At 61.3% G+C, this 10,295-nt stretch carries 9 protein-coding genes and 1 other annotated feature; of the genes, 6 read left to right on the top strand and 3 right to left on the bottom strand.

The window, feature by feature from the left end; genetic code table 11:
* Positions 1–128: 128 nt before the first annotated feature.
* Positions 129–824: a helix-turn-helix domain-containing protein gene (locus tag B5F94_RS14950; RefSeq protein ID WP_087331276.1), complete on the top strand. Its 696-nt coding sequence runs from the start codon at positions 129–131 to the stop codon at positions 822–824.
* A gap of 48 nt (positions 825–872) precedes the next feature.
* The gene (gene lepA, locus B5F94_RS14945) at positions 873–2,687 is read left to right on the top strand and encodes a translation elongation factor 4 (protein ID WP_164496944.1); all 1,815 of its coding nucleotides are present in this window, start codon (positions 873–875) and stop codon (positions 2,685–2,687) included.
* A gap of 307 nt (positions 2,688–2,994) precedes the next feature.
* Here lepA and gpr read toward each other — a convergent pair whose 3' ends face one another.
* On the bottom strand, positions 2,995–3,897 hold the full coding sequence (gene gpr, locus B5F94_RS14940) for a GPR endopeptidase (RefSeq protein ID WP_087331272.1): 903 nt from the start codon (positions 3,895–3,897) through the stop codon (positions 2,995–2,997).
* A gap of 199 nt (positions 3,898–4,096) precedes the next feature.
* Between gpr and rpsT the strand changes: the two genes are divergently transcribed.
* Positions 4,097–4,360 carry a 30S ribosomal protein S20 gene (gene rpsT / locus B5F94_RS14935; protein ID WP_087187261.1) on the top strand — a complete coding sequence of 88 codons (264 nt, stop codon included), beginning with the start codon at positions 4,097–4,099 and terminating at the stop codon, positions 4,358–4,360.
* A 135-nt stretch (positions 4,361–4,495) separates the two neighbouring features.
* A complete protein-coding gene (locus B5F94_RS14930) occupies positions 4,496–5,365 on the top strand; it encodes a YihY/virulence factor BrkB family protein (RefSeq protein ID WP_087267643.1) in 870 nt (289 codons plus the stop codon).
* 33 nt (positions 5,366–5,398) lie between these two features.
* Here B5F94_RS14930 and B5F94_RS14925 read toward each other — a convergent pair whose 3' ends face one another.
* Both B5F94_RS14925 and B5F94_RS14920 read right to left on the bottom strand, forming a co-directional pair.
* The gene (locus B5F94_RS14925; protein ID WP_087331270.1) at positions 5,399–6,136 is read right to left on the bottom strand and encodes a type III pantothenate kinase; all 738 of its coding nucleotides are present in this window, start codon (positions 6,134–6,136) and stop codon (positions 5,399–5,401) included.
* A 1-nt stretch (position 6,137) separates the two neighbouring features.
* Positions 6,138–6,824, bottom strand: a complete 687-nt coding sequence (locus tag B5F94_RS14920; protein ID WP_087187258.1) for an ECF transporter S component — start codon at positions 6,822–6,824, stop codon at positions 6,138–6,140.
* A 254-nt stretch (positions 6,825–7,078) separates the two neighbouring features.
* Here B5F94_RS14920 and coaBC point away from each other — a divergent pair, with 254 nt between their 5' ends.
* Positions 7,079–8,278, top strand: a complete 1,200-nt coding sequence (gene coaBC / locus B5F94_RS14915) for a bifunctional phosphopantothenoylcysteine decarboxylase/phosphopantothenate--cysteine ligase CoaBC (RefSeq protein WP_087331268.1) — start codon at positions 7,079–7,081, stop codon at positions 8,276–8,278.
* Between the two features lie 54 nt (positions 8,279–8,332).
* Positions 8,333–8,540 (top strand) — a binding site (T-box leader).
* 191 nt (positions 8,541–8,731) lie between these two features.
* A complete protein-coding gene (locus B5F94_RS14910) occupies positions 8,732–10,168 on the top strand; it encodes a glycine--tRNA ligase (protein ID WP_087331266.1) in 1,437 nt (478 codons plus the stop codon).
* Positions 10,169–10,295: the final 127 nt, after the last annotated feature.

Genomic DNA, 10,295 nt, shown 5'->3' with positions numbered 1-10,295 from the left:
TGTGGCTCAACAAGGAGGTGGAGAGCTTGACCCTGCTGTCCTACAGCTATTGTATCACGGGCATCTCAATGCCTGCTGATGCCTGAAATTATTAACTTTGAATCTTATTATACGAGGAGAGGTGTGCTATGACTTCTGATTTTTCCCGCTGCCTGTCTCTGCTGCGGCAGGAGAAGGGCGCGTCTCAGCGGGCGGTGGCCAAGGACCTGGGCATCAGCCAGGCGCTGCTGTCCCACTATGAAAACGGCGTCCGGGAGCCCGGCCTGGCCTTCGTCATCAAGGCCTGCAACTACTACAACGTATCCGCCGACTTTCTGCTGGGCCGGACCCTGAGCCGGGACGGCACCACCATCGCCGCCGAGGAGCTGTACGACTACTCCACCGAGAAGGACAACGTGCTCCACGGCTCCATCCTGGCCACCCTGAACAAGAAGCTGCTGGTCAACTCCACCGGCGTGCTCTTCGACCTGCTGGGCAAGACCGGCAAGAAGGAGGCCATCAACGCCGCCGCCGACTATCTGGGCACCGCCATCTATAAGCTGTTCCGCCACCTCTACCGGGCGGACGGCACCCAGAACGAGGACTTTTTCTCCGTCCCCGCCCGGCAGTTCACCGCCGGGGTGCCCTTTGCCGACATGATCTGCGCCGAGGCCGACTACACCGAGGCCCTGGCCGCCCACGTCAAGGACAAGGGCGCCTTCCCTCCCATGAACAACGACGCCCTGATGGAGAACTATCCCGGCCTGTACCAGTCCCTGCTCCAGATCATCCACAATACCGGCGAACGTATCAACCGCCGGACGGCAGAGCGCCGGGAGAAGTAACAGACCTTCCCCCCACCCCATCACCAAAATCACATCATTACGGGAGGTATGACCTTGACCGACCAATCCAAAATCCGTAACTTTTCGATTATTGCCCATATTGATCATGGTAAGAGTACCCTGTCCGACCGGCTGATCGAGCAGTGCAACGCCGTCACCGCCCGGGAGATGGAGTCCCAGCTGCTGGACAACATGGACCTGGAGAAGGAGCGGGGCATCACCATCAAGGCCCGGGCCGTCAAGCTCAACTACGCCGCCGAGGACGGCAACACCTACGAGCTCAACCTCATCGACACCCCGGGCCATGTGGACTTCAACTACGAGGTGTCCCGGTCCCTGGCCGCCTGCGAGGGGGCCATTCTGGTGGTGGACGCCGCCCAGGGCATTGAGGCCCAGACCCTGGCCAACACCTACCTGGCCATGGAGCACGACCTGGAGATCCTGCCGGTGGTCAACAAGATCGACCTGCCCGCCGCCGACCCCCAGCGGGTAAAGGACGAGATCGAGAATATCATCGGCATCCCCGCTCAGGACGCCCCCGAGATCTCCGCCAAGGTGGGCATCAATATCCCCGCCGTGCTGGAGGACATCGTGAAGAACGTCCCCGCCCCCAAGGGGGACCCCAATGCCCCCCTGAAGGCCCTGATCTTTGACAGCCAGTACGACGCCTACCGGGGCGTCATCGTCTACTTCCGGGTGATGGAAGGCACCATTAAGACCGGCATGAACGTGAAGCTGATGGCCTCCGGCGCCACTTATCAGGTGCTGGAGTGCGGTCACCTGCTCCCCCTGGGCATGGAGAGCTGCAAGGAGCTCATCGCCGGCGAGGTGGGCTACTTCACCGCCTCCATCAAGAACGTGAAGGACACCCAGGTGGGCGACACCATCACCGGCGCCGATTCTCCCGCCAACCAGCCTCTGCCCGGCTACCGCCCCGCCCGGGCCATGGTGTACTGCGGCATCTACACCGAGGACGGCTCCAAGTACCCCGACCTGCGGGACGCCCTGGAGAAGCTCCAGCTCAACGACGCCTCCCTGTCCTTCGAGCCGGAATCCTCCGTGGCTCTGGGCTTCGGCTTCCGCTGCGGCTTTTTGGGGATGCTCCATATGGAGATCATCCAGGAGCGGCTGGAGCGGGAGTTTGACCTGGACCTGATTACCACCCTGCCCTCCGTCATTTACCGCATCACCAAGACCGACGGCAGCGTGGTCATGGTGGATAACCCCCACAACTACCCCGATCCCGCCGTCATTGAAATGGCGGAGGAGCCCTACGCCAAGGTATCCATCGTCTCTCCCCCCGACTATGTGGGCAACATCATGCCCATGTGCCAGGAGCGCCGGGGCGAGTACAAGGATATGCAGTATCTGGACACCAATCTGGTGGAGCTCCACTACTCCATGCCTCTGGGCGAGATCATCTACGATTTCTTCGACACCCTGAAGGCCCGCACCAAGGGCTACGCCTCTCTGGACTACGAAATGGACCGGTACGAGCCCTCCGAGCTGGTGAAGGTGGATATGCTCCTCAACGGCGACCAGGTGGACGCCCTCTCCTTCATCGCCCACAAGGACAAGGCCTATCCCCGTGCCCGGCGGCTGTGCGAGAAGCTGAAGGAGAACATCCCCCGTCAGCTCTTTGAGGTCCCGGTCCAGGCCGCCATCGGCGGCAAGGTCATTGCCCGGGAAACCGTGAAGGCCATGCGCAAGGACGTGCTGGCCAAGTGCTACGGCGGCGACATCACCCGTAAGAAGAAGCTGCTGGAAAAGCAGAAAGAGGGCAAGAAGAAGATGCGGAGCCTTGGTACGGTTCAGATTCCGACAGAGGCGTTCATGGCTGTGCTTAAGCTGGACGAGGAGTAAACGAAAAGCATCTTCTTGTTGCCCTCCGGGGCCCCGCAAGGCGGGGCGGCGCTGTGCGCCGTACAAGCGTTTTGGGGCAACGTCCCAAAACCTTGGCGCAGGCGGAATTCACTTCCGCCGAGCATATGAAATAAAATGGGGTCCCCACAAAGAGCAAACTCTTTGTGGGGCGGGCAAGAAGAAGATGCGGAGCCTTGGTACGGTTCAGATCCCGACAGAGGCGTTTATGGCCGTGCTTAAATTGGACGAAGAATAAGGCAAAAGACCTGCTGCATGATTGCAGCAGGTCTTTTTTGTATCCGCCTCCTCAGCTAAGAAACAGCTCCACGTCCTCCATCGTCAGGCCGGTCTGGAGGGCCAGGTTGATGCCGAACCCCACCACCTTGGCCAGGTCGGTGACCCGGGCGTCAATGTCTCTGGGGGTGACCATCAGCCCCTCCCCTGCCCCCCGGAGGACCTGGGGGTCCAGATGGGCCTGGCCCGCCTCAGCCAGCAAGTCGGCGGCCAGGGTGGCCCCATCCACCACCGTGGGCACCCCCACGGCGATAACGGGTACCCCCAGGCTGGCCCGGTCCAGAGCCGCCCGGGCGTTGCCCACCCCGGAGCCGGGGGTGATGCCGGTGTCGGCCAGCTGGACGGTGGTACACACCCGGCTCAGGCTGCGGGAGGCCAGGGCGTCCACCGCAATGACGCAGGAGGGGCGGATCTTCTCGGTCACCGCCCGCACCAGCTCCCCGCTCTCCACGCCGGTGGTGCCCAGCACTCCCGCCGCCAGAGCGGCCACCGGCCGGAAGGAGCCGAAGTGCTCCGGCACCTGCTCCACCAGATGGCGGGTGACCATGGTGTGGTCGGCGGCGGCGGGTCCGATGTTGTCCGGGGTGATAGCCCGGTTGCCCAGCCCCACCACCAGGGCAGGGGCCCCTTCCGGCAGCTTGAGCAGGGCTTTCAGCTCGGCCGCCACCGCCCGGGCCGCCCGGCCGAAGGCGTCCTCCTCCCGGCGAACCAGAGCCGACAGGTCCACCGTCACATAGGTGCCCACCGGCTTGCCAATGGCCTCTGCCCCTCGGCCGTCCAGCACTTTGACCGTGGTCACCGGGTAGCCCTCCCGGGTGGATTCCTCCTGAGTCACGCCGGGCAGCTCCCCGGTATTGCCCCCCTCCCGCCACAGCTGGGCGGCCTCCAGCGCCAGATCCGTCCGTCTTTGTTCCATATACGTCCTCCTGTACACCCCAAGATATGGTGTTTTGTATGCTGCTTGCCTCTATTTTTTGCGGAGAGCGGCCCCATATACAAAAAAAGTGAAAAAACCTAAAAAAAACTGTTGCAATTTCTCTTGCTTCCTGCTAGAATGTAAAAATGCACAGGCAAACTATGTGTATTTACTATCGTCATCGGAGGAGGTGTTTGGTTTGCCGAATATTAAATCTGCCAAGAAGCGTGTCCTGGTGAACGAGACCAAGGCCATGCAGAACAAGGCCGCGAAGTCCGCTCTCAAGACCGACATCAAGAAGTTTGAGGCTGCGCTGGCTGAAGGCAACCGCAGCGAGGCCGAGGGCGCTTACAAGGTGGCCGTTAAGGCGGTCGACAAGGCCGTGGTTCATGGTCTGCTGCACCGGAACAACGCTGCGCACAAGAAGAGCGCCATGACCATCAAGCTGAACAAGCTGGCCTAATCTGTGGTCAACATGAAACCGCCTGCCATGCAGGCGGTTTTTTGCTGCCCAAACGGGACAGGCCGGTCTCTCCCCTTGCAATATCTTCCATTTTATGGTATATCTAAAAGGAACCTGTGTCCGGGAGGTGGGCCCATGCCCAAAGAGCTGCTGAAAAAGAAGCCGGTGAAATTTGCGCTGGAGATGGTGGACATTTATTTCTCCAAGCACATCTCCCGCTCGGCGGCGGAGCTGGCCTACTTTCTCATCCTGTCCTTTTTTCCCCTGCTCATCTGCATCAATGCATTTATCAGCCTGCTGCCGGTGGATCTGGAGGAGGTGCTGGCTGCCGCCTCCCCCCTGCTGCCCAGGGCGGCCCGGGATATTCTGATGGAGTATGTGGGCTATATCACCACCAATCAGTCTCCCGGCCTGCTCATTGCAGGGGTTTTCATGACGGTGTTCTTTGCTTCGGCGGCCTTCCGGGCCCTGATGAACATTATGGAGGAGATTTACGGCCGTAAGGGCTACCGGGGCCTGCGGCAGGTGATCGCCAGCGTGCTCTTTGCCCTGCTGCTGCTGGTCACCATCTTTCTCTCCCTGGTGGTGCTCCTCACCGGCGGCTGGCTCTTCCAGGCGGCGGAGCGGCTGCTCCATCTGGATACCAACTCCCTGCCCTGGGATTGGCAGTGGATGCGCTTTCTGCTCCTCTTTCTGCTGGTGTTTCTCTTTGTGATGCTGGTGTACCGGGTGGCCGCCCCCCAGGGCAAACCACGCCCGCCGGTAATGACCGGGGCCTTTCTGACCGCGGTGGTGCTCTCCGTCTTTTCCATCCTGTTTTCCTGGTTCATCGGCCTGTCCTCCCGGTACTCCCTGGTGTACGGGTCCCTGGCCTCCATCATTATCATGCTGGTGTGGCTCTACCTGTGCGGCAATATCCTCATCATTGGCAACATCTTCAACTGCGTGTGGTACAAGCACAAAAAGCTGAAGCTGCTGAAAGATCTGAAAAAAGAAGAGAAATAAAAAAGCACGCTGCTGTGCAGCGTGCTTTTTTCATTAGTTATTTTGTTTCCAAATCTCTGCTAATCCCAGGAAGGTCAGGTGAGGCTCCCAGGCGGTGGAGATGGAGAGCAGAGGGCGTACCAGAGTGCTGTTGCCGCCGGTGAGCACCACCGTCAGGGGACCCAGCTCCTCCTCCAGACGCCTGACAATGCCCTCAATGGCTCCGGCGGCACCGTAGAGGGCGCCGTACTTCATGCAGGACACGGTGTCTGTCCCCAGCAGCCCCTCCGGCGCGGACAGCGTGATGGGGGGCAGCTGAGCGGCCCGGGCGGACAGGGCCTCCAGGGACAGGGCCAGGCCGGGCAGGATCATGCCGCCCCGGAAGAGGCCGCCCTTGTCCACCACCGACAGGGTGGTGGCGGTGCCCATGTCAAAGACGGCCACCGGGGGGGTATACCGGGCCAGAGCGGCCACGCAGTCCACCACCCGGTCCATGCCCAGGTTGGCGGTGTCGTACCCGCTGAGATCCAGACCGGTGTGGGTGGTTTTATCCACCACCAGGACAGGCTTTCCGGTGATGGCGTTCAGCCCCTCCCCTACCGGGCCGGTAAGGGCGGGCACTACCGAGGAGAGAACGGCCCCTTTGGCCTTTACTCCCTCCAGCAGCTCTTTGAGGGCGGCGGCCCAGTCCAGAGCGGGGTCACTGGGCAGCTTTTTTATAAAGGCCACCTGCTCCCCCCGCAGGCCGGCGATGGCAACGGTGGTGTTGCCAATGTCAACGGTGAGCAGCATCTCAGGCGGGTTGAACGGCAGCGGGAGCTTTCTCCAGCTTGAGAGCCCGCACCATGGGCACGCACACCGCGGGGGTGATGACGGCGGCCACAATGGCCTCAGGCACGCCGTTGGCGGCCACAATGCCCAGGATGAAGCCCAGCACCGCGTCGGCGGGGATGCCCTGGGCGGCGGCATAGGCCTCGGTGAAGATGACGCCGATGGAGCCCATGACCAGGGCGGTGTTGGTGAGCGCGCCCACAATACCGGCGATCACCATGCCAACCGTCTGGATACCGGCGTTGGACTTGCGGAAGAGGGTCTTAATGAGGGTGTACACCAGCCAGGGGGTGACGCCCACCAGGATACGGGGCACAAAGCAGATGAACAGGGCCCAGGGGCTGCCCCGGTCCAGGCCGGGCACGGGAATGAAGGGGGAAAACACAAAGGAGGAAAGACCGGGTACCAGCGTATTTTTGATCATGCTGGACAGACCGAACATTCCTCCCAGGAACGCGCCCTTCTTGGGCCCCAGCAGAATGGAACCGATGATGACCGGCACATGGAGAATGGTGGCCTTGATCACAGGCAGGTCGATAAGACCCAGGGGTGTAAAGGTGAGCAAAAAGATGATGCCGGTAAACATAGCCAGAATGGCCATACCCTGCACCTGCTTGCTCCGCTGAGACCGGGTGAGCGCTTTTTTCATATTCAATTACCTCCAGCTGCCGTTCCTCTTAAGAGGATACAGCGCATATTTTGGGTGACTGACCACCGATGGGCTGGGACCTGCCGTCTCCTGAGAGTACAGCGGTCCCCGACGGGGACAGCCGGAGCTATTATAGCGGTTTTATCCCCAAAATGCAATGGGAATGTGGAAAACTTACTTTGTGTCTGCTATAATTGAGGGACACATCACGGCGGCGGAAGGCCGTCCCTACAGATCATAAGGAGCTTCTTGCTATGCAGTTAAAAGGAAAAACCGTGCTGCTGGGGGTCACCGGCGGCATCGCCTGCTACAAATCCGCCAACCTGGCCTCCGCCCTGGTGAAGCAGGGGGCCAACGTCCAGGTGCTCATGACCAAAAATGCCACCGAGTTCATCGGTCCCCACACCTTTGAGTCCCTCACCGGCAACCGGGTGAGCGTGGACACCTTCGACCGCAACTATCAGTTCCAGGTGGAGCACATCGCTCTGGCCGACCAGGCCGATCTGGTGCTGGTGGCTCCCGCCACCGCCAACGTGCTGGCCAAGCTGGCCCACGGCCTGGCCGACGATATGCTCACCACCACTATTCTGGCCTGCAACTGCCCCAAGATTGCCGCCCCCGCCATGAACACCAAAATGTACGAGAACCCCGTCACCCAGGACAACCTGGACATTTTGAGAAAATACGGCTGGGAGATCGTGGAGCCCGCCAGCGGCCGTCTGGCCTGCGGGGCCGTGGGCAAGGGCAAAATGCCCGAGCCGGAGGATCTGCTGGAGACCGTCCTCCACGCCCTGAGCCACGAGAAGGATATGTCCGGCCTGAAGGTGCTGGTCACCGCCGGTCCCACCCGGGAGGCTCTGGACCCGGTGCGCTATCTCACCAACCACTCCACCGGCAAGATGGGCTACGCCATCGCCAAAGCCGCCGCCGCCCGGGGGGCCTCTGTTACCCTGGTGTCCGGGCCGGTGAACCTGAAAAAGCCCCCCTACATGGAGGTGGTGGACATTGTGTCCGCCCAGGATATGTTTGACGCGGTGACCAGCCGTGCCCCCGACCAGGATATCATCATCAAGGCTGCCGCCGTGGCCGACTACCGCCCCGCCACCGTGGCGGAGGACAAGATCAAAAAGAGCGGCAATGATTCCGACCTCTCCCTCCCCCTCTGCCGCACCGGCGACATTCTGGCCTGGCTGGGGGAACACCGGGCGCCCGGGCAGTTTCTGTGCGGCTTCTCCATGGAGACCCGTGACATGGTGGAGAACTCCAGAAAGAAGCTGGAGAAAAAGCACATCGACCTCATCGCCGCCAACAACCTGAAGCAGGCGGGTGCAGGCTTCGGGGTGGACACCAACGTGCTCACCCTCATCGCCGCCGACGGGGCCAAGGAACTGCCCCTCATGAGCAAGGAGGAGGCCGCCCACGCCCTGCTGGACGAAATTATGGAACGCCGGTGAGGATTCCCCCTTTTCTCCTTGACGGTAGGGGGAAAAAATGATAGAATAGCCCGCGATAAGGCAGTGATCGGGAAGAGTACCCCCATGTTTCCGCACCAGAGAGGAGCCGGACGGTGCAAGGCTTCGGCGGAGGTGGAGGGAAGGCGCCCGTGAGCCGCGGGGAGGCAATGCCCCGCCGGTCCCCCGCCGTTACCGGGAACGAAGAGCGTACCAGCCAGGTACGAATTCAGGTGGAACCACGGACATTTTGTTCGCCCTGAGCCGAAAAACGGCTCAGGGCGTTTTTTATGCTCTGAGCCAAGCATGAGCTTCCCCCCTGTGGGGGGAAGCTGGCAGCCGTAGGCTGACTGATGAGGGGTTCCCTCTATCCCGCGCCCCCTCATCCGGCCCTGCGGGCCACCTTCCCCCCTGAGGGGGGAAGGTAACCACAAACAAAAGGAGTTTGATTGTACCATGAAAAACACCGAAAAGACCATGGAGCAGATCGTCACCCTGTGTAAGGGCCGGGGCTTCATCTTCTCCGGCTCCGAGATCTACGGCGGCCTGGCCAACACCTGGGACTACGGCCCTCTGGGTGTGGAGCTGAAGAACAACGTCAAGAAGGCCTGGTGGAAGAAGTTCGTCCAGGAGAACCCCTATAACGTGGGTCTGGACGCCGCCATTCTCATGAACCCCCAGACCTGGGTGGCCTCCGGCCATCTGGGCGGCTTCTCCGATCCTCTGATGGACTGTAAGGAGTGTAAGGAGCGTTTCCGCGCCGACAAGCTCATCGAGGACTGGTGCGCTGAGAACAACGTGGAGCTGCCCAAGCCCATCGACGCCTTCTCCCAGGAGGAGATGAAGAACTTCATCGAGGAGCACAACATCCCCTGCCCCACCTGCGGCAAGCACAACTTCACCGACATCCGTCAGTTCAACCTGATGTTCAAGACCTTCCAGGGCGTCACCGAGGACGCCAAGAACACCGTGTACCTGCGGCCTGAGACCGCCCAGGGTATTTTTGTCAACTTCCAGAACATCCAGCGCACCACCCGCAAGAAGCTGCCCTTCGGCGTGTGCCAGGTGGGCAAGTCCTTCCGCAACGAGATCACCCCCGGCAACTTCACCTTCCGTACCCGTGAGTTCGAGCAGATGGAGCTGGAGTTCTTCTGCAAGCCGGGCACCGACATGGAGTGGTTCCAGTACTGGCGCTCCTTCTGCAAGGAGTGGCTGCTGAGCCTGGGTATGCAGGAGGAGAACCTGCGGCTGCGTGACCACAGCCCCGAAGAGCTGTGCTTCTACTCCAAGGGCACCACCGACTTCGAGTTCCTCTTCCCCTTCGGCTGGGGCGAGCTGTGGGGCGTGGCCGACCGTACCGACTACGACCTGACCCAGCACCAGAACGTCTCCGGCAAGGATATGACCTACTTCGACCAGGAGACCGGCGAGCACTATATCCCCTACGTGGTGGAGCCCTCCCTGGGCGCCGACCGTGTGACCCTGGCCTTCCTGGTGGATGCCTTCGATCAGGAAGTGGTTGGCCAGGACAAGAAGGGCAACGACGACATCCGCACCGTGCTGCGCCTCCACCCCGCTCTGGCCCCCTTCAAGTGTGCCGTGCTGCCCCTGAGCAAGAAGGAAGTGCTGGCCGGCCCCGCCCAGCAGCTGCGTGATGAGCTGGCCAAGGACTTCATGGTGGACTACGACGACGCCGGCTCCATCGGCAAGCGCTATCGCCGCCAGGACGAGATCGGCACCCCCTTCTGCATCACCCTGGACTTCCAGACCGTGGGCGACGAGAACACCCCCGCCGACAACTGCGTCACCATCCGTGAGCGCGACTCCATGGAGCAGGTGCGCATTCCCATGGACCAGGTCAGGGCTTATATTGCCGAGCGCGTGAAGTTCTAATTTCCATCAATGAACACATCCACCAGCGAAGCTGGTGGTTGTCACTATGCGGGCATAGCCCTCTGTTCCTCGCGGACGCGTGCAACGCGTAATACGGTCTGCCAGCTGCGTAAGGACTGTTACTTGC

The organism is Flavonifractor sp. An4 (assembly GCF_002161755.1).
Lineage (GTDB): Bacteria > Bacillota > Clostridia > Oscillospirales > Oscillospiraceae > Flavonifractor > Flavonifractor avicola.
The sequence above is the reverse complement of the archived record's forward strand: the minus strand, read 5'-3'. Positions and strand labels throughout refer to the sequence as shown.